We start from the raw sequence: 20,645 nt of genomic DNA on the forward strand, positions 1-20,645 counted from the left end.
ACCGTATAAGCTGCGTAGTGAAAACGTCTATAAACGTTGATATAACGCTGTTTTCGTAGCGCCCTCGGAGGGAATCGAACCCCCAGTACAAGAACCGGAATCTTGCGTGTTATCCGTTACACCACGAGGGCATATTTTTAACCGTACGATAAAAAATTATATGATAAAATGCTAACCAATGCAAGCAGTTTACGTTTATTATTATTGGAAGTGGTCAATATATTATGATATAAAGAAAAGCGTAAGCGCCTTGCTTATCGAACATACTATCTTCAGTTCCTTTGACTTATGCAATAAAAAAGGACAAGAAGTTTGCTATTCGATATGCGCTTGCCTAGATATTAATGAAGGTATATTATTTGACCTTTATTGACCATCAATGTATGATGGAAATACATAATGTAATATTGCCAATAGGCGATCAAAGGAGGAGAACATATTGAATTTGATACCAACTGTTATTGAACAGACAAACCGCGGAGAACGTGCATACGATATTTATTCCAGATTGTTGAAAGACCGTATTATCATGCTCGGCAGTGCTATTGATGATAATGTAGCAAACTCAATCGTTGCTCAGTTATTATTCTTGGACGCGGAAAATCCTGAAAAAGATATTTATCTCTACATTAATAGCCCAGGCGGAAGTATTACTGCTGGTATGGCTATTTATGACACAATGCAATATATTAAAGCGAATGTACATACCATCTGTATTGGTATGGCAGCATCAATGGGTGCATTTTTACTTGCAGCGGGAGCAAAAGGCAAACGCTTTGCCCTTCCAAATAGTGAAGTAATGATTCACCAGCCGTTAGGTGGAGCGCAAGGTCAAGCAACTGAAATTGAGATTGCCGCAAAACGAATTCTTCACATGCGCGAGAAATTAAATAAAATTCTTGCAGAGCGTACAGGTCAACCAATTGAAGTGATCGAACGCGACACTGATCGTGATAATTTTATGACAGCTGAAAGAGCAAAAGAATATGGTTTAATTGACCAAATTATTCAGCACAACGCTGATTTGTCTAAAAAGTAAATGATATGATTTATCCGTTAAGCAGGTGAAAAACATAATTGTTTTTCACCTGTTTTTATTTTCAATTACCACAAATGTTACTCAAGACCACAATCTCGGCGCTTTTAGTTTTAAGACCTTAATACCTGAACGGTTTGATTCATTAGAAAAATGAATATGGGCAACTGCCTTTTCATTCTTTATCTCATTTATTCCTTTTTAAAATATCTCCCGTCCATCCTTTTTTATGAAGCCACGCATAGATTAATCCTGTCGTTAGAAGAATTACAAACCATGCAAATATGTAACCCCACTTCCAATCAAATTCAGGCATATATTTAAAATTCATTCCCCATAATGCTCCCAAAACAGTTATTGGCGTGACCAATACCGTAAATACTGTCAATGCTTTAATAACTTCATTTCCTCGAACAGTATATAAATTCATATTAAGATTTAATAATGATTCGATTTGATGTTCAAAATGATTAAGTAACTTCATTGTTCGCTCAAGACGAAATCGAGTTCGATTATAGTTATCAACTTTTATAATAGAATCCAAATAAGCTTCTTGAAGCGCAATGATTATTTCTTCAATCGGAAGCACTAAGTGTGTGAAAAAAAGCATTTCAGACCTACTTTTAAAAATATCTTCCAATGAATTCATTTGATTATTAAACCTAATTTTCTTTTCAAGTTTAATTAATTTTTCTTCAAAATCATCGATTCCATCTAAAAACGTATTTAGGAGTTCAGAAAGCATGAATAAAAATCCATCAACCGCATTTTTACAACTATTTAAATTTCGTATAATATCATCGTTTGATATACGGGAAAACACTTCTATTTCAAAATTAATCGTTAGTAACATTCTTTCAGATACATAATAATGTACTAGTTTATAGTTTTCCGGGTTCTCTGGATCTCTTGAATAATTAAGTGAACCTACTAAAACAAATTCATTATTCGAAGGCAATACGCGTAAATAATTGGTTTTGATATTTTTAGATTATTCACCCATATATCAGCTGCGGGTATATCTTCAAGTATTTTTTTAATTTTATTGTCATCAGTTAAGGTTATTTTCTCCCATGTCCATCCATTGGAAAATGTATAAAAATCTTCATTTTGTTCCATAACACCACTCCACTATTTTTCTCGGTATTAAGTATACATTCCCTTTTAATTTCAAAAAAACTCCTATTCTGTTTAATAAATTAGCTTTGGTGGAATTGATTTAAAAAAAATAAGCGGTGATGTTATGGAAATTATATATATGTTTGCTTATTTAGTCTTTATTGGGTTAGTAGTTGAAATTTCTGCAACTTTTTTTGTATTTACTGGATTAGACAAACATATAGCACGTTATCAGGCTATTTCCATGCTAACGAATACCGGCTTTACAACAGACGAAGCAAAACTCATTCTTGATCATCCCATTAGAAGAAAACTAAGTAGCTTTTTAATTTTATTTGGTGCCTTTTCACTGGCTGTCATTATTTCAATCCTTAGTGCCTACTTAGCCAATGATGTACATGTATTACAAATAAGTATTGTCATGGTTTCTACCGCTATTTTTTTCATCTTGCTAAAAACAAAATTCGTGAGGGCATTTCTAGAAAAAAGGCTTCATGAAGAACTGGAAAATACGTATGAGTTGGACGAACTTCCATTAAATGAAGTGTTATATTTAAATAAAGACGAAGGATTAATTGATATCCCTTTTCATACCGCTTCCAGTTATTTAGATGAGAATTATTCTACATTACTATCAGATAACGAAAATATTAGAATACTATTTGTAAAAAGAGGAACGAATAATATTCGTTACCATATTGAAAAAGAAAAGATTAAATCAGGGGATTTGCTATATATTTATGGCAATAAAAAACTTATTAATGAAAAATTCAAAAATGAGTTGGAGGAGAAAAAATCAAAAGAAGAGACCGAAATCTCTTCTTAAAATCAAACTTCCTGAAACTGTATATTATGGAGCCTTGAGAATATTCCGCCTTGATTTACTAATTCTGAATATGTTCCATCTTCTGCTATGCCGTCCTCCGTCACAACGACTACCCTATTTGCATCACGGATTGTCGCTAGACGGTGGGCGATGACTAAAGTTGTTCGATTTTCAGCTAGTTCATTCAATGCTTGTTGGATTATTTTTTCCGTTTCTGTATCGAGTGCAGAAGTGGCCTCGTCCAAAATTAAGATTGGTGGATTTTTCAAAAACATTCTTGCGATGGCGAGACGTTGTTTTTGTCCTCCGGAAAGCTTCAATCCCCGTTCCCCAATTTGCGTTTCGTATCCATCTGGAAGCGAAGCGATAAAATCTTCTAAATGGGCTTTACGGGCTGCATCATGAATTTCCTCTTCAGTCGCATTTCTTTTTCCGTAGGCAATGTTTTCACGGATCGTACCCGTAAATAAAAAGACATCTTGCTGGACGATTCCTATCTGTGAACGAAGTGAATGCTTTGTCATATCGCGAATATCAATCCCATCGATTGAGATGGAGCCCGATTTCACATCATAAAAACGAGGAATTAGGGAACAGATCGTTGTTTTTCCCGCTCCAGACGGTCCCACGAAAGCAATTGTTTCTCCTGCGCGGATATTCAAATTAATGCCTTCTAGAACAGCTTTATGATCGTCATACTGAAAATGAACATCATTAAATTGAATATCTCCCATTAATCCCTTTACATTTTCAGCGTTCGGACGATCCTTAATTTCTGGTTCTTGTTCAATTAAATCTAGGAATCTCTTAAATCCAGCCATACCTTTAGGATAAAGTTCAAGTAATGCACTGATTTTATCAACTGGTTTGATCAAAACATTTACGTACAATACGAAGCTGACAAGTTCTCCGTAGGTTAGTTTGCCGTTGAAGCTAAACCATGCGCCTACTACTAAAACGAGCAGTGTAACCAGACGAGTCATCATAAATATGCTAGAATGCGTCACAGCCATTACTTTATAAGCGATCAACTTAGCTAAACGGAAACTTCCATTATCTTTTTTGAAACGGCTAATTTCAAATTCCTCATTCGTAAAAGATTGGACAACACGTACTCCTGAAACACTATCTTCTACTCTTCCATTGACATCGGCAATACGGCTATACATATTTTTCCATGCATTATTCATTTTTATGTTGCAGTACGTTACAAGCCATACAAGGAAAGGAATCATAATTATCGCGATAACAGCCAGTTCAGGATTTATATTAAACATGATGACAAATGCACCGACAAACGTCATTATCGCAATAAAAAAGTCCTCTGGGCCGTGATGCGCAAGTTCACCGATATCAAATAAATCATTTGTAATTCGGCTCATAATATGCCCAGTCTTCGTATTATCAAAAAAGCGAAAAGATTGGCGTTGGACATGGGTAAACAATTGCTCCCTCATATCCGTTTCGATATTGATCCCAAGTTTATGACCTAAATAACTGACGATATATTGCAAAACGGTACTTAATAAATAGACAAGCAATAGAAGAAACCCAACGGTTACAATCTTATTCCAATCTCCTCCAGGCAAAAGTTTATCAATAAACCATTGAACCGCTACCGGAAAAGCCAATTCAAGAATCGCTACAAAAACAGCGCTTGAAAAGTCAATAATGAACAAACGCTTGTGTGGCTTATAATATGAAAAAAACTTTTTTAACATTAGTATTCTCACCTCTAAAAGCAATAGGCGGCATTAGCCGCCTAAAAATGTACTTAACTCTCACTTTGTACAAATGCTGATAATGTATCTAACGCTTCCTCTTCATCATTGCCTTCAGCAAGAAGCTTAATCGTTGCACCTGGTCCAATGGCAAGGCTCATTAAACCCATGATACTTTTCGCATTTACTTTTCTTCCATCTTTCTCAATAAAAACATCTGATAAAAACCGACTAGCCTCTTGTACAAATTGTGCGGCAGAACGTGCTTGTAACCCAGTATTTAATTTTACTTCCACTTCTTTTACAGCCATTATTCATCTCTCCTTATTAAATTTTATTCTCCTTTACGAAGTTTTTCCGCTATGGCATCAATTTTTCTCAAACGATGATTAATACCTGATTTACTAATTGTGCCACTTGAAACCATTTCTCCTAATTCCTTCAACGTAACATCTTGATGTTCAACACGAAGAACTGCAATTTCCCTCAGCTTATCTGGTAAAATATCCAATCCTACTGTTTCTTCAATATAACGGATATTTTCAACTTGCCTAAGGGCAGCACCAATTGTTTTATTCAAATTTGCAGTCTCACAGTTTACAAGTCGATTAACTGAATTACGCATATCCCGCACAATCCTAACATCTTCAAAACGAAGCAACGCATTATGAGCACCTATTACATTAAGGAATTCCGTAATTTTTTCAGCTTCTTTTAAATACGTAATAAAGCCATTCTTTCTTTCCAATGTTTTACTATTTAATCCAAAATCGTTCATCAATTCACAAAGAGAATCGTTATGCTCCTTATAAAGCGAGAAGATTTCAAGGTGATATGATGACGTTTCCGGGTTATTGACTGATCCCCCTGCAAGAAATGCACCTCGTAAATACGATCTTTTACAGCATTTTTTGCGAACCAACTCTTCCTCAATATCATGAATAAAAGTGAGCCCGTCCCCAAGTATTTTCAATTTACGAAGGATATACTCTGCTTTATTTTTTAGGCGGACAATATATACATTATTTTTTTTCAACCGCATTTTTTTCCTGACAAGCAATTCGACGTCTGCTTCATACAGCTTTTTTACTAGCATATAAATTCGGCGTGCTATTGCCGCATTTTCAGTTTGAACATTTACAATCAAAATTCGGTTAGAAAAGGAGAGTGAACCATTCATCTTAATGAGAGCTGAAAGCTCTGCTTTGGCACAACAATCCTTTACTTCGAGATTCGTTAATTCTTTCTTCGTCTCAGAAGCAAACGACACCCCTTCCACCTCCTTTTCCACACTTTATAAAACAATTATTCTGAGCTCTTGTCTAAGAGCGAATAAATGATATTTGCCACTTTTTCAGTATTATGTCGGATATATCCATTTTCAAAGCTGATAAATTCATCAAATAATACTTCCAGTCCCAGGGAAATTAGACGATCTACATCATATTGAACAGGTTGCGCTAACTCTTCCTTGTATCGGTTTTGGACAGTAGCTGGAATTTCTTCATTATTTACTAGCATAAGGTCAATGAATGAACAGTTCATATGATTATACAAAGCTTCGACATGGTCGCTGGCCGTATATCCTAAAGTTTCTCCCGCTTGTGTCATTAAGTTGCAAATATATACTTTTTTAGCTTTAGCGTTGCACACTTCCTCACCAAGGCCTGGTACGAGTAAATTAGGTAGAATACTTGTATAAAGACTTCCAGGTCCGATTACAATCAAATCAGCTTCACGAATGGATCTAATCGTTTCTGGAAGAGGCTTGATAGCTTCCGGTGTTAGAAAAACACGGTTAATTTTTTTACCTGAAAATGGAATCTTAGATTCTCCACTAACAATCGTACCATCTTCCATTTCCGCATGCAGCACAACGCTTTGATTGGCGGCCGGCAAAACTTTACCATGAACATTAAGTACCCGGCTTATTTCTTGTACCGCGTGGACAAAGTCACCTGTAATGGAAGTTAAAGCAGCGAGAATTAAATTGCCGAGAGAATGTCCTGATAGCTCATTCGTCGTATTGAACCGATGCTGAAACATTTCCTCTACAAGTGGTTCTACATCTGACAATGCAGCTAACACATTTCTTATATCGCCAGGTGATGGAATATCCATCTCATTTCTAATTCTGCCCGAGCTTCCTCCATCATCGGCAACTGTAACGATTGCTGTAATATCGACGGGTCTTTTTTTCAGGCCGCGTAAAAGTACAGACAACCCAGTTCCGCCGCCTATTACAACAACTTTGGGCTTTGATTTTTGCTTCATTTAGCTATTCCCTTTCTCTTTTGTATATCTCGATGCAGCACTTGGACCTTATAATCCTTTTCATAATATGCTCCAATATACTCGGCAAGTGCCACTGATCTGTGTTGCCCGCCTGTACAACCTATAGCTATAACAAGCTGGCTTTTTCCTTCACGTTTATATAGTGGAAGCATAAAGGTTAATAGATCTGTTGTTTTGGCAAGAAATTTTTGCGTATCATTCCATTTTAATACATAGCTTGATACTTCTTCTTCAAGCCCCGTTTTTGGCCTCATATGGTCCACATAATGGGGATTCGGCAAAAAGCGAACATCAAAAACAAGGTCTGCATCTATTGGGATGCCATGTTTAAAGCCGAACGACATGACATTGACTGTAAAAATGGTTTGTTTATTTGCAGAAAACTCAACTGAAATTTTTTCCCGAAGCTCGAGCGGTTTCATAGTAGAAGTATTATATATTAATTGTGCTCGGCCTTTTAGCTCATCAAGTAAATTTCGCTCCTGCTCGATGCCCTCTAATGGTAAACCTGAAGGAGCAAGTGGATGGGATCTGCGAGTTTCTTTATATCTCCTTACTAATGCAGCATCATCCGCATCTAGAAAAAGAATTTGCGGCGTAACCCAAGTGGAATCAGATAGTTCATCCAATACACGAATCAATGTGTCAAAAAACTCCCTGCCCCGTAAATCCATCACTAGGGCTACTTTGTTCATTTTATTTCCGGATTCCTTCATTAATTCTAGGAATTTTGGCATGAGCGCAGGTGGCAAATTGTCCACACAAAAGAAACCTAGATCCTCAAAACTGTGAATTGCTACAGTTTTTCCCGCTCCAGACATTCCTGTAATTATGACTAACTGTATTTCATCCGTTGCACTTGCTGGATTCATATTTCCCAACTCCTGTTTCGAACCAAATGTTTTTTTCGTAGATTCCATTCATATTATTATACTATTTACAGTTACGAAATAATAGTGATTGTAAAATTTCCAAATAAAAATAAAGAGCAAGCTTTTGTTTATCGACGTACATGGCCACATGATGTAGCGATTTTCGCATTTAACTAATCGAAAGAAAAATAGGGGCTGCCCTAAACGAAAAACTTGCTTACTAGAAAGTTGCTAAGTTCAAATTCATCATTCTAAGCAAAAAAAAATAGCACAGGCTAGGCCTATGCTCTAAGAAAGGGATATTGTATAAAAAGGGGGTCAATATCTCATGATTATACTTTACCTCAAAATCATTTCACTACTGTTACAGTTTTATTAAGTCGTGATTACGTTTTTGGGCATATATGTCGCTTTACGCTGTCATAGCTCGCTTTTCGCGGGCTATACGCTACTCCTTGGCGTTTGGCGTGACACTTAGGAAATTCTCCAAGCAACGAGCTGTTTTTATTTCTGCCCCCTATTTTTTCAATAGATATTATTTTTGAACGGCTAAATGTTCTTTTACGTTTTCAATATAAATTTGTGCACTTTGAGCCGCAATACTTCCGTCTCCAGTAGCTGTTACAATTTGACGCAATAATTTATCACGGACGTCTCCAGCTGCAAAAATGCCTGGGATTTTTGTTTCCATATTTTCATTTGTATCAATATATCCAGCAGCGTTTGTAATACCTAATTTTGCAAATGGCTCTGTTAAAGGATCCATTCCAATATAGATAAATACTCCGTCTGTTTTAAAATCCTGCTCTTCGCCATTTTTAGTGGAAACAAGCTTCACTGAACTGACTTTTCCGTTCTCTTCATTTACTTCTTTGACTGTGTGGTTCCAAATAAATTCTACTTTCTCGTTGGCGAATGCGCGATCTTGCAAGATTTTTTGGGCACGCAATTCATCACGGCGATGAACGATCGTCACTTTATTTGCAAATCTTGTTAAATAAACACCTTCTTCAACAGCAGAATCTCCGCCGCCAACTACAACAAGATCTTTCTGCTTAAAGAAAGCCCCATCACATACTGCACAATATGAAACACCGCGACCAGTTAATTCGGATTCACCCGGAACACCCATTTTTCTGTATTCTGCACCTGTTGTGATAATAACGGCGAGAGCTTTATATTCTTTCGAACTTGTTTTTACAATTTTATATGGATTTCCATCGATGACTTCTTTAATATCGCCATAAGCATATTCAGCACCGAATTTTTTTGCATGATCAAACATTTTTGTAGAAAGCTCTGGTCCGAGTATATGGTCAAACCCAGGGTAGTTTTCCACATCCTCCGTGTTTGCCATTTGTCCTCCAGGAACTCCACGTTCTATCATCAATGTTGATAAATTAGCACGAGATGTATAGACCGCTGTTGTCATTCCAGCTGGGCCCGCGCCAATTATAATAACATCATATATTTTATCCTCTGACATTGTTGTACACCCCTTCAGTGAACCAAACATTTTTACTTCAATTTCCTACATCTATCGTATAAAACAATCATCGTCAAGTCCAAATATATGCTTACTGCCAAACCTCTTCAACAACCTTAATATATTTGCGCAAAGTCGCCTGTGATATTCCGTATTCTTCGGCTATTATCTTTTGAGTTTTTTTATTATGACTCTGTTTATGCCAAATATACTCAGTCGCAGCTGCAAGAGCATTTGCATTTTCCATAGGAACTTTTTCTCCAAGTCCTTGCTTATAAAAAGAAAACCATTGCAATAGTATATTACGTGTATGGAGTCCTGCTTCCTTAAATCTCTCGTATAATATAATTGCCACTTCATGACACTTTTCAATAAATTTCTCTTCAGGGATTGAAGCTTTTAACCTATCCTTCAATATGTGCGCGAGGTAAAGTTTTTCGGAAAAAGAAAAATCCTCTAATCTTTTAAAATCCGGATGTGAGAGAATTTCCTTTATATGCGTCGACAACGACATTAGAAATATGCCATAAAGTCTTTCCTCAAGCCTCTCGCTTCGAATCATTTTTAAGACAGCTGCATCATCTTCTGAATTCCTTGGATCAGGATGGTCCTTAACATTCCAAGGCTCGATTTTGGCCTGTTCTGGATTCATTTTAATCAGTGTTTCCCATGCTTGATTTGCCACTTTATTATTCCCTGTAAAATAAGCAGCTTTTGCTAACCAATAATGGAATCCTTCATCTCCATCATAGCCATATTTTTGGATTTGGCGGAGCCAAAAATACGCCTGTTCATTTTTTCCTGTTAAAGCAAAAGTAGCACCTAGCTTATAACGATGTTCAAATAACATCGGCTGTACTTTATCTAATGCTGTCAATAGTTCGTTTAATTGATCCGTTTCTCTTTCGTAATATAGAAACACAGCTAAATTACAAAGGGCATGTAAATTTCCTGGATTGTTTTCCAATACTTTTTCCAATATACCTGCTGCTTTTCCTGTATCACCTTCATAAAAATAAGCTAGAGCTAAGTTATTGTAGGCAGGCCAAAATTCTGGATAACCCTCGATTGTGTCTTCCAGCATTTTTACAGCTTCAATAAATTCTCCTCTTTCCAGTAATAATCTAGAGGTTTCCAATTGATCAATCATTTCATCCTGTTCTACTAAACTATCAAGATTATCATCATCTTCAAGGCCGATTAAATGCATTAATTCTTCCGCCTCAATAGAAAATTCGCCAATCTCGTCTACTTCAAGATACATTTGTGCATGCTTAAAAGCATCAGTAAACATACCGAGGTGTGCAAAATTATTTGCGATAAAATAATGGCATTCTGTCATGCCCTCATCTAACTCATTTAGTATCATAAATAAAAGTTTATTAGACTCGGAATACTCTCCTGCATCTGTATACACAATCGCAAGTTGACAAGCGATCATCGCTTCACCCGGTTCTAATTCCAACGCTCTTTTTAAATACTTCTTAGCTTTATTTATATCAAAACGGTCATACGCCTTTAAACCTTTATTATAATAATATTCACCAGTCGGGATGAAGGGGAATATTTTGGCTTTCTCAAATCGCGCCTTTGAGTCTTTCATCTAAATCCTCCGTTGTTAAGTTCCTTTGTCGCTTTTTGTAGTATATCATAATGACTAGATTGTTTGTAGTAGCGTCATAGCAGGAGTATTCGTAAAAATGTAAAAAATATAGCAATCATTGAAATTCGTCGAAATTTAGTGGAACAAATAACCAAGTTCCATCTTGTGGTTAAGTTCGAATCACAACGTTATATATGGGGATACATAATTTCCGTTTCGCTTGAGTCACAAGTGCGACGGAAACAGCTCATAAATACCATGAAAACCATTTCTTTCCTGAATGAATCCGAATCGAGACTGAACTAGCCTGGAAACACATTTTCAGTCTCGATTGAGCCGGAATTGGGACTGAACTAACTCGATTGCCTATTTTCAGTCTCAATTGAGTTCGAATTGGGACTGAACTAGCCCGGTTTCACATATTCAGTCTCAATTGAGCCGGAATCGGGACTGAACTAGCCGGGTCATACATTTTCTGTCTCGATTGAGGACGAATCGGGACTGAACTAGCTCGGTTGCATATTTTCAGTCTCGATTGAGTCCGAATCGGGACTGAACTAGCCCGGAAACACATTTTCAGTCTCGATTGAGTCCGAATCGGGACTGAACTAGCTCGGTCATACATTTTCAGTCTCGATTGAGGCCGAATCGGGACTGAACTAGCCCGGTTACACAGTTTCTGTCTCGATTGAGGCCGAATCGGGACTGAATTAGCTCGGCTACACATTTTTAGTCTCGATTGAGGCCAAATCGGGACTGAGCTAGTCCGGAAACACATTTTCTGTCTGGATTGAGCCGGAATTGGGACTGAACTAGCCCGGTTTCACATTTTCTGTCTCAATTGAGCCCCTAATCAGGTTGGAAACAGCTCAGTTACATAATTTGTGTTTCAGAATCCCGACAAATCTATTCCTTTTTCCATATTTTCCATTCGTAAAGTAGTAAAAAAACGAAAAACCGGATGCTTTGATGCATCAGGTTTCCGTTTTCCCCATTCCATATATTTCATCATCTTTCCATCTTTTAGCAAGTTCATCTTTTGTGTAAATAACCTGCATCGGGTTGCCTCCGACGAACGTGCCAGCTGGTACATCTTTATGAACAAGTGTGCCAGCCGATACGATGGCGTTATCGCCAATTTTTATGCCGGGTAAGATTGTCGAATTAGCGCCGATCATGACTTCATCCCCGATTTCAACATTTCCTAAACGATATTCTTTGATTAAATATTCGTGGGCTAAAATAGTTGTATTATAACCGATGACCGTATTTCTGCCGACAGAAATTTTTTCTGGAAACATAATATCCAGCATGACCATTAGAGCAAATGAAGTATGTTCACCCACTTTCATCCGCAATAAATGACGATACATCCAATTTTTCATCCCAAGAAAGGGGGTATATCTTGCTAATTGGATGACTATGAAATTACGAACAACCTTCCAAAAAGGCACTGTTTTGTATACGTGCCAAAGTGAATTTGCTCCTGAAACTGGAAATCGTTCAGTCCTTCTCATTTCATTCCGACTCCGACTATATCCAATAAATCAGACATTTGATCAAGTATATAGTCAGGTTCAAATTGTTCCAAATACTCTCTTCCCTTTAAAGACCAGGAGACCCCACATGTATATGTACCAGCATTTTTCCCACCTAAAATATCATGGTGATTATCCCCAATCATGATTGCTTCATCAGGGGACGAGCCTAATAATTGCAACGCTTTTTCTAGAGGTTCAGGATCTGGTTTTGCGTGTTCAACTTCATCAAGCGAGATGACAACATCAAAAAATTGATCAAGATTTGTAAGAACGAGTCCTTTTAACACAACATCCCTTACCTTTGTGGAAACAATCGCCAGCTTAAATCCATTTTCATGAAGAGTACGAATCGTCTCGAACACACCATTAAACTCTTTTACTAAAAGATCATGCTGCTCTATATTATAAGTTCGGTAAACCTTTATCATCTCATCCGCTTTATCAGGATCTATTCCCATAAATACATCCTCCAAAGTCGGACCCATAAATGGAAGAACATCATCCCTTCCAAACTTGCCGGGATAATATTTTTCAAGAGTATGTAGATAAGAGGAAATGATCAACTCATTTGTATCGATTAACGTTCCATCAAGATCGAATAATAAAGTAGTAATTTTTTTATCCATTAGGCAAATCCCCTTTCACGTTTTACATCCAGATGTTTCCATATAGCCGCCACAATTAAGGTCAACAGCACCGCAGTTATTAAGCGGATGAAAAGGAGTGGCAGAATAGGAATTCCAAGGGGAAGAAAAATCAGTGTATCTTCAATTACCGCGTGGCATCCAACGAGAAAGATAAATGCCAGCGTGACATCCTTTTTGCTTACCCCGTCTTCCTTCACGGCTTGGATCATCACACCTGCCCCATACGCAAGTCCAAAGATTAACCCAGCTGCCATCGTCGTGGATGTATTTTCCCTCATCCCTAATAATTTAGTAAAGGGGGCCATCCACTTTGAAAAAACATTCAGCCATTTATAATCTTTTAATAATTGAATTCCGATCATTAGAGGAATAACAATCATCGCCAACTGAATGACGCCATAAAAAGCTTTTGAAAGTGCTAGCATTGCAATTGAGAAAATGCCAGTAGCTTGTTGTTCTTGAACTTGCATAATCCCATACTGTGCTATTTCTTGTCCACCACTCCACATAAGATTAATAACGATGGCCGAAAATATCGCCAAGCCTAGTCGGACTGCAATCATGATCCATATTTTTACTCCTACTTTCGTTGCTACAGCAGACTCAATAATTAGATTATGTGAAAAGGACATCATGACGGCAATTATAAAAACTTCTTTTACAGTTAAATCAAGGGATAGAATCCCGGCAATTCCAGCATATAAGTTTAAAAAATTCCCTAATACGAGTGGAATCGCTGCATCCCCGGATAAACCCAGTATGCCCATGAGAGGCTCAATCAGTTTAATAATCCACGGTAATACTGGAGTATGCTGAAGGACCACTACTATTAATGTAATGGGAAAAATAACTTTTCCTAACGTCCACGTCGTTTTTAATCCAATCAAACCGCCATCTTTTATTGAAGACTTCCACATGTTGTTTTTCTCCTTTAGGCTTTGTCTAGATATCTTTTATCAGCAAGCCCTGCCTTACTTCGATAAATCCAAATAGCAATAGAACCAACAATCAATACGAGAGAAAGCACTTGCGCCATTCTTAAACCACTTGTCAGCATTAAGCTGTCAGTACGCATTCCTTCGATAAAAAAGCGCCCTATTGAATACCAAATTACATACGTTAAGAACATTTCTCCCCTGCGAAGGTTTACTTTTCTTAAAAAAATTAAGATGATGAATCCGATGAAATCCCAAATCGACTCATATAGAAAAGTAGGATGATAATATTCACCATTTATATACATTTGATCAATAATAAATTGAGGAAGATGTAAATTTTCTAGAAATGTTCTAGACACGACATCCCCGTGAGCTTCCTGATTAATAAAGTTCCCCCAGCGTCCAATTGCTTGTCCAATAATAATACTTGGTGCAGCAATATCAGCTAATTTCCAAAACGAAAGCCCTTTTCGTTTGGCAAAAACAATTGTTGTTAAAACGGAACCAATCAGGGCCCCATGAATCGCAATTCCGCCTTCCCAAATTTGAATAATTTGCTCGGGATGTTGCGAATAATGTTCCCATTCAAATAGGACGTAGTAAATACGTGCACAAATAATCGCTATTGGAATAGCCCATATTAATAAATCAGGGAAAGTATCTTTATGTAGTCCACGCTTTTCACTTTCACGAACAACTAACAATAATGCAACAGCAATACCTATCCCTATAATAATCCCATACCAATGAACAGGGATGGGTCCAAGTTTTATCGCTATCGGATTAATAGGCTCAATACCCATATATTCAACTCCTCTTTAGCTTGATTGATAACGTTGAATTTACTTATACGATACCGTCTTCGCCGCCTTGGATGACTTGAGCAAGTCTTTCTGTAAACTGTTGAGCGGCATTTACCCCCATGCGTTTTAAACGGAAGTTCATGGCGGCCACTTCAATAATTACAGCTAAGTTGCGTCCAGGTCTAACAGGCACCGTGAGTTTTGTAATTTCCGTATCTATTATTTTTATCGTCTCTTCGTCAAGCCCGACTCGATCATAATGCTTATTTTCATCCCATGTTTCCATGTGAACGGTAAGTGTTATTTTTTTACTTGGTCGTACTGCGCCTGCTCCAAATAATGTCATTACATTAATGATGCCCAGTCCACGAATTTCCAAAAGTTGTTCCAGTAAATCTGGAGGCGATCCGACGAGTAAATTTTCTTCTATTTGACGTATCTCAACACAATCATCCGCCACTAGCTGATGACCTCTTTTAATTAATGCCAGCGCAGTTTCACTTTTTCCTACACCGCTTTGGCCAGTTATTAAAACACCAATGCCATAAATATCGACAAGGACTCCGTGAACTGCTGTTGTAGGAGCTAATTTTCCATCTAAATAATTCGTTAGCTTGCTTGAAAAACGTGTTGTTTTCATATTAGTACGCATAAGAGGAACGCTATTTCGTTCCGAAGCCTCTATTAATTCATCTGGTATTTCCAACCCCCGCGATACAACAATTGCAGGAGTTGTATCATTACAAAGCATTTCCATGCGTTCTTTTCTTTCATGTTGTGCAAGCCCTTCACTAAAAACGATTTCCGTTCTTCCAAGAAGCTGGACCCGCTCAGCAGGATAATAATTGAAAAAACCAGCTAATTCCAAGGCTGGACGAGATATATCACTAGTGGTGATTGGTTTATGAATTCCTTCCTCTCCACTAATCAATTCTAAGTCAAATTGCTTTATTATGTCTTCTGTTCGGACTTTCGCCAACTCAATCACTCCTAATGCAAAATGAAAAACTTCCACTCATTTTATTATTCTATCACTTATTCAATTGGAATCTCTACCCTTCGAACTATTTTATTCAAATAGGAGTAAAAATAAAAAGCCCCACTTTTTGTTAAGTGGAGCAAACTTCTTAAAAATTATTTCCTTTTTTTAGGTTCCAAAATTGTTTTATGAATGATTAAGTTGACGATGGACATGATGATAGCAATAAGAAGTGCGAGTCCAAATCCTGATATGTCAAATTTATCTCCCATTATGGCATCTGTAATTAATAATGTACAAGCATTAATGACGAATAAAAATAAACCAAGTGAAAGAATCGTAACAGGTAACGTTAGGACGATAAGGAGTGGTCTTACAAGCATATTAATAATATACAAAACGATGCTGGCCCCCACAGCCGCTCCGAAGCTTGTTACATGAAAGCCCTCGAAATATCCTGCAAACGCGAGGAACAAAAGAGCATTAATAAGAATGCCAATGATCCATTTCATCTATTATCCCCACTCTCTATGTTCAGACGACTGTTGACTTTGCTTCTCCTATATTCACAGATCCTGTCTTCGTATCTGCAAGTACATGAATTACATGATCATCCGAACCAGTCCGTTTAAATTTCACTTGCTTTTGAATAATTTCTTTCTTTTCGTGCAACACATCGATGCCATCAAGTTCAAGCTTATAATTTCCTAAATTTGAACGAACATCGCCATCCACACTTGAGTTGCCGGGCACAATCAATTTAATATTGCCAGTTACTGCCTTCGCCTCAAATTTATTCGTATTGTTTTCTGTTAACGTGCATGAGATATTCCCGTTAAACGATTGAAGGTCGACACTTTCAAAATCACCTATCGCATCGATTGCTCCATTCACCGTTTCAGCTTCTAATTGTAAAGCGTTTGAATTTGAAAGTTTGATTTGACCGTTTACAGTATCTATATCAAATTTTTCTCCTTCGATATTGGAAAGCTCAACTTTCCCATTCGTTGTTTTTATCGTTAAGTATTTTGCCTCTAACTGCTCACCTGTAATTCCGCCGTTGAAAATTCTCACGGAAATTTTTTTATAATTCTCCTTAGGAATGTATGCGACAGTTTCTACTCTCATCCATTTCGATTGAGTAGCAAAAATGAGCATTTCTTTTTCCACAGAAAATACTGTATTATCGAGAAAATAATTTCTTGCATCTTCCCTATCTTCTGATCGATATACTTTAGCCTGACATTCGATTCGTACTTCAGGCTGGTCCCATGTAACAAGCCTAACAGGACCATTTGCCACGTCTAGTTCGATTCTTTCGATTCCCGTAACAGCTTGTTGGAAAGTATGAGGAACATCAACGGATTGATTGAATTGAAAATCAAAATGCTTAATCTTATTCAATGCATTATTGACAAAATCAAAAATTTTCTCCCCAGCACTTTCCAATTGAGTATAAAAGGAATCTTCCTTATTCGTTTTTTCTTCCTGCTTCTTTTCTTCTGTTTTAAATTCGAACTCTTTTTCTTCAAATGATGTATGTTCAGATTGTATCGGCTCAGTTGTTAAAGTTTCGCTTACTGGAGCATTCTTTTCTCCATCTTCTTCTAATGCTTCTAGTAGGATAATCGCTTCTTGTGCAGAAAGTTTTCCTTTTTGCACCAATTCAAGTATTTTTTTTCTTTCTTGATTCATTTTCGACTTCCTCCTTATTCGTAATACATGGTAATACGATTACGAAGCAGTATAAGTTTCATATAATCGGTAATTGGTTTTGTCACAGGATTTTTTACCTGCACTAACAGGAATTTGCTTCCTGCGGGCGCCTCCTGACTAAAGGTACCGTTTTTCCCGCAGAAAAGCTCCAGTTGATTTTTTTATACAAAGGTTAATGTTTCCCTACCAATTCCTCAACTTGCTCTTGTTCGGAGATTCGTTTCCTCATTCGATTTCTGTCACGTTTCAATATCGGTTTTAAATATTTTCCAGTATAGGACTCAAGACTTTCAGCGACTTTTTCCGGAGTTCCTTTTGCGATGATCGTTCCACCTTTGTCGCCGCCTTCAGGACCAAGATCCACAATATAATCAGCAGTCTTTATAACGTCGAGATTATGTTCAATGACAAGAACAGTATCGCCATTATCAACTAGTCTTTGCAACACCGTAAGAAGCCTTGCAATATCATCAACATGAAGTCCTGTAGTCGGTTCGTCCAATATATAGAATGAACGACCATTGGAACGACGATGCAATTCTGAAGCTAGCTTTACACGTTGCGCTTCCCCGCCTGACAATGTTGTAGCAGGTTGGCCAAGCTTCATATAGCCAAGACCAACGTCAACGATCGTTTGCAATTTCCGGTTGATTTTAGGTATGTTTTCAAAAAACTCAAGTCCATCCTCAATCGTCATATCGAGCACTTCGGCAATATTTTTCCCTTTATATTTTACTTCCAATGTTTCTCGGTTATACCGCTTACCATGGCATACTTCACATGGTACGTAAACATCTGGCAAAAAGTGCATTTCGATTTTGATAATTCCGTCTCCGCGGCATGCTTCACAGCGGCCGCCTTTTACGTTAAAACTAAACCGTCCTTTTTTATAACCACGAACTTTTGCTTCATTTGTAGATGCATAAACGTCTCGAATATCATCAAACACACCCGTATAAGTAGCCGGATTTGATCTTGGTGTTCGGCCAATTGGTGATTGGTCAATATCGATTACTTTTTCCAATTCTTCAATGCCTTTAATTTCCTTATGTGCACCTGGTCTAGCCTTTGCTTTATGAAGTTTTTGAGCAAGACTCTTATGAAGGATTTCGTTGATTAAAGTACTTTTTCCAGAACCAGAAACGCCTGTAACCGCAATAAACAGTCCTAATGGAAACTTGACATTCACATTTTTCAAGTTGTTTTCCTTTGCACCTTTAATTTCAAGATACCTTCCATTTGCTTTCCTGCGTTCAATAGGAAGCGGAATAAATTTTTCTCCTGATAAATATTGCCCTGTAAGAGATGCTTTATTGTTTGACACCTCATCAGGTGTTCCTGCTGCTACAATTTCACCACCGTGAACACCTGCTCCCGGACCAATATCAATTAAATAATCTGCCGCAAGCATCGTATCTTCATCATGTTCAACGACGATGAGGGTATTTCCAATATCCCTCATATTTTTTAATGTACTGATAAGACGATCGTTATCCCTTTGGTGCAATCCGATTGAAGGTTCATCCAATATATAAAGAACTCCTGTTAATCTTGAACCAATTTGAGTCGCCAATCGAATCCGCTGTGCTTCTCCACCCGATAATGTTCCGGCGGCGCGGCTCAATGTCAAATAATCAAGCCCTACATTGACGAGGAATCCTAATCGCTCTTCAATTTCTCTTAAAATAAGTTTGGCAATCTGCATTTCTTTTTCTGATAAACTTAAGCTGGAGAAAAATTGGTCAGCTTCGACGACAGAAAGCCCCGTAATTTCACTAATATGGTGGCCATTAATTTTAACGGCAAGGCTCTCTTCTTTTAATCTATGTCCTTTACAGCGAGGACATGGCTGCTGTGCCATATATTTTTCCATTTGTTCACGAATATAATCTGAGCTTGTTTCTTGAAAACGGCGCTCTACGTTACGGATGACACCTTCAAATCTAATATTACTCTCACGAACTTGACCAAAGTCGTTTTGATAACGGAATTTAATCAAGTCGCCTGTACCGTAAAGAATAATATCAATTTCTTTTTTAGGTAAATCTTGAACTGGAACATCCATGTTTATTCCGTAATGATTGCAGATTGTTTTCAGCATCTGCGGATAATATTGCGAACTGATTGGTGTCCACGGCGCAATGGCATCTTCATTAAGAGTTCTGGACCAATCTGGAATAACAAGTTCAGGATCGACTTCAAGTTTAGAACCAAGACCATCACAATCTGGGCATGCCCCGAACGGACTGTTAAAGGAAAACATTCTTGGCTCTAATTTTTCAATAGAAAAACCACATTCCGGACATGCATGGTTTTCGCTAAATAGTAATTCTTCCTCTCCAATAACATCGATAATGACCTTTCCTTCACCAAGTCCCAGTGCTGTTTCCAATGAATCTGCCAGTCTCGTTTCAACTCCTGCTTTTATGACAATACGGTCGACAATGACATCAATGGAATGCTTTTTATTTTTTTCAAGCTCAATCTCGTCGCCAAGATCATATACTTCCCCATCTACGCGGACACGAACAAAGCCTTGCTTTTTAATATCCTCCAACACTTTGGCATGTGTCCCTTTCCTCCCTGAAACGATCGGCGCCATAACTTGGAGCTTTGTTCGCTCTGGATACACCATAATCCTGTCAACCATTTGCTCAATCGTTTGTGACGTAATTTCAATCCCATGGACAGGGCAAATCGGTCTGCCGATTCGTGCATAAAGCAAACGCAAATAATCATAAATTTCGGTAACCGTTCCGACTGTAGATCGTGGATTTCTGCTTGTTGTTTTTTGGTCAATTGAAATGGCAGGTGAAAGACCTTCAATGGCGTCTACATCTGGCTTATCCATTTGACCGAGGAATTGGCGGGCATATGCAGATAGAGACTCTACATATCTCCGTTGCCCCTCGGCGTAAATGGTGTCAAAGGCAAGGGACGATTTTCCGGAACCTGATAAGCCAGTTAATACAACCAGTTTATCTCTTGGAATAGTGACATCTATATTTTTCAAATTATGGGCTCTTGCACCCTGGACAATTATTTTATCTTGTGCCATATTGT

Annotated in this window: 19 protein-coding genes and 1 tRNA gene; 2 read left to right on the top strand and 18 right to left on the bottom strand. The window is 37.7% G+C overall.

What is annotated here, in order from left to right:
• Positions 1 to 59 precede the first annotated feature (59 nt).
• Positions 60 to 131: transfer RNA gene (locus KHA97_RS10030), tRNA-Arg, on the bottom strand.
• Between the two features lie 305 nt (positions 132 to 436).
• Here KHA97_RS10030 and clpP point away from each other — a divergent pair.
• Positions 437 to 1,039 (top strand): ATP-dependent Clp endopeptidase proteolytic subunit ClpP, encoded by a 603-nt coding sequence (clpP, locus tag KHA97_RS10035; protein ID WP_325167467.1) that lies wholly within the window; start codon positions 437 to 439, stop codon positions 1,037 to 1,039.
• Positions 1,040 to 1,223: 184 nt separating this feature from the next.
• Here clpP and KHA97_RS10040 read toward each other — a convergent pair whose 3' ends face one another.
• Positions 1,224 to 1,994, bottom strand: coding sequence for a magnesium transporter CorA family protein (locus KHA97_RS10040; RefSeq protein WP_213124614.1), 771 nt, complete (start codon positions 1,992 to 1,994; stop codon positions 1,224 to 1,226).
• Positions 1,967 to 2,155 carry a hypothetical protein gene (locus KHA97_RS10045; protein ID WP_213124615.1) on the bottom strand — a complete coding sequence of 63 codons (189 nt, stop codon included), beginning with the start codon at positions 2,153 to 2,155 and terminating at the stop codon, positions 1,967 to 1,969. Before KHA97_RS10045 ends, KHA97_RS10040 begins: the two co-directional genes overlap by 28 nt.
• Positions 2,156 to 2,279: 124 nt before the next feature.
• Here KHA97_RS10045 and KHA97_RS10050 point away from each other — a divergent pair, with 124 nt between their 5' ends.
• Entirely contained in the window at positions 2,280 to 2,981 is a 702-nt protein-coding gene (locus KHA97_RS10050) for a hypothetical protein (RefSeq protein ID WP_213124616.1), read from the top strand.
• A gap of 2 nt (positions 2,982 to 2,983) precedes the next feature.
• Here the strand turns inward: KHA97_RS10050 and KHA97_RS10055 are convergent, their stop codons facing one another.
• The 15 genes from KHA97_RS10055 to uvrA all read right to left on the bottom strand — a co-directional run bounded on the left by KHA97_RS10055 (position 2,984) and on the right by uvrA (position 20,640).
• Entirely contained in the window at positions 2,984 to 4,702 is a 1,719-nt protein-coding gene (locus KHA97_RS10055; protein ID WP_213124617.1) for an ABC transporter ATP-binding protein, read from the bottom strand.
• A gap of 53 nt (positions 4,703 to 4,755) precedes the next feature.
• A complete protein-coding gene (locus tag KHA97_RS10060) occupies positions 4,756 to 5,013 on the bottom strand; it encodes an HPr family phosphocarrier protein (protein WP_213124618.1) in 258 nt (85 codons plus the stop codon).
• Between the two features lie 23 nt (positions 5,014 to 5,036).
• Positions 5,037 to 5,972: a DNA-binding protein WhiA gene (gene whiA, locus KHA97_RS10065; protein WP_213124619.1), complete on the bottom strand. Its 936-nt coding sequence runs from the start codon at positions 5,970 to 5,972 to the stop codon at positions 5,037 to 5,039.
• Between the two features lie 35 nt (positions 5,973 to 6,007).
• The gene (locus KHA97_RS10070) at positions 6,008 to 6,976 is read right to left on the bottom strand and encodes a gluconeogenesis factor YvcK family protein (protein ID WP_213124620.1); all 969 of its coding nucleotides are present in this window, start codon (positions 6,974 to 6,976) and stop codon (positions 6,008 to 6,010) included.
• Positions 6,973 to 7,869 carry an RNase adapter RapZ gene (gene rapZ / locus KHA97_RS10075; protein WP_213124621.1) on the bottom strand — a complete coding sequence of 299 codons (897 nt, stop codon included), beginning with the start codon at positions 7,867 to 7,869 and terminating at the stop codon, positions 6,973 to 6,975. The genes KHA97_RS10070 and rapZ overlap by 4 nt, the downstream gene beginning before the upstream one ends.
• A gap of 535 nt (positions 7,870 to 8,404) precedes the next feature.
• Entirely contained in the window at positions 8,405 to 9,355 is a 951-nt protein-coding gene (gene trxB / locus KHA97_RS10080) for a thioredoxin-disulfide reductase (protein ID WP_213124622.1), read from the bottom strand.
• Between the two features lie 91 nt (positions 9,356 to 9,446).
• Complete coding sequence (locus KHA97_RS10085) at positions 9,447 to 10,958, bottom strand: tetratricopeptide repeat protein (RefSeq protein WP_213124623.1); 1,512 nt, start codon at positions 10,956 to 10,958, stop codon at positions 9,447 to 9,449.
• A gap of 974 nt (positions 10,959 to 11,932) precedes the next feature.
• Positions 11,933 to 12,475, bottom strand: coding sequence for an acyltransferase (locus KHA97_RS10090; protein ID WP_213124624.1), 543 nt, complete (start codon positions 12,473 to 12,475; stop codon positions 11,933 to 11,935).
• The gene (ppaX, locus tag KHA97_RS10095; protein WP_213124625.1) at positions 12,472 to 13,125 is read right to left on the bottom strand and encodes a pyrophosphatase PpaX; all 654 of its coding nucleotides are present in this window, start codon (positions 13,123 to 13,125) and stop codon (positions 12,472 to 12,474) included. The genes KHA97_RS10090 and ppaX overlap by 4 nt, the downstream gene beginning before the upstream one ends.
• Positions 13,125 to 14,063: a nucleoside recognition domain-containing protein gene (locus KHA97_RS10100; RefSeq protein WP_213124626.1), complete on the bottom strand. Its 939-nt coding sequence runs from the start codon at positions 14,061 to 14,063 to the stop codon at positions 13,125 to 13,127. The genes ppaX and KHA97_RS10100 overlap by 1 nt, the downstream gene beginning before the upstream one ends.
• A 14-nt stretch (positions 14,064 to 14,077) precedes the next feature.
• Positions 14,078 to 14,887, bottom strand: a complete 810-nt coding sequence (gene lgt, locus KHA97_RS10105; protein ID WP_213124627.1) for a prolipoprotein diacylglyceryl transferase — start codon at positions 14,885 to 14,887, stop codon at positions 14,078 to 14,080.
• Positions 14,888 to 14,930: 43 nt separating this feature from the next.
• Positions 14,931 to 15,866 (bottom strand): HPr(Ser) kinase/phosphatase, encoded by a 936-nt coding sequence (hprK, locus tag KHA97_RS10110; RefSeq protein WP_213124628.1) that lies wholly within the window; start codon positions 15,864 to 15,866, stop codon positions 14,931 to 14,933.
• Between the two features lie 155 nt (positions 15,867 to 16,021).
• Positions 16,022 to 16,378 (bottom strand): phage holin family protein, encoded by a 357-nt coding sequence (locus tag KHA97_RS10115; RefSeq protein ID WP_213124629.1) that lies wholly within the window; start codon positions 16,376 to 16,378, stop codon positions 16,022 to 16,024.
• Between the two features lie 22 nt (positions 16,379 to 16,400).
• Entirely contained in the window at positions 16,401 to 17,561 is a 1,161-nt protein-coding gene (locus KHA97_RS10120; protein WP_213124630.1) for a DUF4097 family beta strand repeat-containing protein, read from the bottom strand.
• A gap of 193 nt (positions 17,562 to 17,754) precedes the next feature.
• Positions 17,755 to 20,640, bottom strand: a complete 2,886-nt coding sequence (gene uvrA / locus KHA97_RS10125) for an excinuclease ABC subunit UvrA (protein WP_213124631.1) — start codon at positions 20,638 to 20,640, stop codon at positions 17,755 to 17,757.
• Positions 20,641 to 20,645: the final 5 nt, after the last annotated feature.

It is taken from the genome of Lederbergia citri (genome assembly GCF_018343625.1).
Classification (GTDB): domain Bacteria; phylum Bacillota; class Bacilli; order Bacillales; family Bacillaceae_C; genus Lederbergia; species Lederbergia citri.